1 protein-coding gene is annotated in these 779 nt (G+C 51.6%); it reads right to left on the bottom strand.

Annotated features, from left to right (window positions below):
• The coding region (locus tag ATB02_RS25700) for a phage tail tape measure protein (protein ID WP_105272415.1) at positions 1-779 on the bottom strand (779 nt) is incomplete at both ends.

Genomic DNA, 779 nt, shown 5'->3' with positions numbered 1-779 from the left:
TGCGGGGCAAACATCGCCATACCTGAACCACCAATATCCGCCACAACCCCCAGCTTACCGTCAGCACCACGACGCAGTGGCAGAATGGCTTCAGGTCCCGCTTCCCCCATCACACCCGCGCCTTTTGCAAAAGCAAAAAACGTCGGACGGTTAACCACCGTGCCACTGTAACGACTCAAATCAGCAGACTGATAAATCCCCCCATTGGCATTCAGGGAAAGGCTGCTGAGATCAAATCCCAGTACACTGCCAATCCCTTTTATCGATTTCATCATGGTTGCCTGCGCCAGGATTTTCGCCATATCTGACAGCACAGAAGAGGTGAAGGATTTGAAATTGAGTTTGCCGGTAGTGACAAAAGTTGCCAGGCCATTTCCCATGTTGCTGAAGGCTGACGAGAACACCTGTTCTGCTGTTCCTGCCGTATTATCTGCATCCACGGTAAAATCCTGAAATGCACGCAGGACTCCGTTTTTCCAGTTACCCTGCACAACTTCAAGCTGTTGCCAGTAACGGCGATTCTCATTCAGTTGTCGGTTCAGGCTCTCCGTCAGCGCCTGCTCGGCCTTTCTGTAGTCATCCGTGTTATATGTTCCTTTCTGCTCACTATCCCGCCTCAACTGCTCCAGCTGTTGCTGGTATTTCTGGCGAAGACTCAGTTGTACCTGATATCGCTGCCGCTGCTGATCACCCATACCCACAGTGGCGATATCCAGGTCATGTTGCTGACGCTGAGCGCGCTCTTCTTCAGCCAGTTGACTGGTCAGCTGAATTGTTTT

The organism is Escherichia sp. MOD1-EC5189, from assembly GCF_002966045.1.
GTDB classification, from domain to species: Bacteria; Pseudomonadota; Gammaproteobacteria; order Enterobacterales; family Enterobacteriaceae; genus Escherichia; species Escherichia coli_F.
This window is presented reverse-complemented; position numbering and strand designations above follow the sequence as displayed.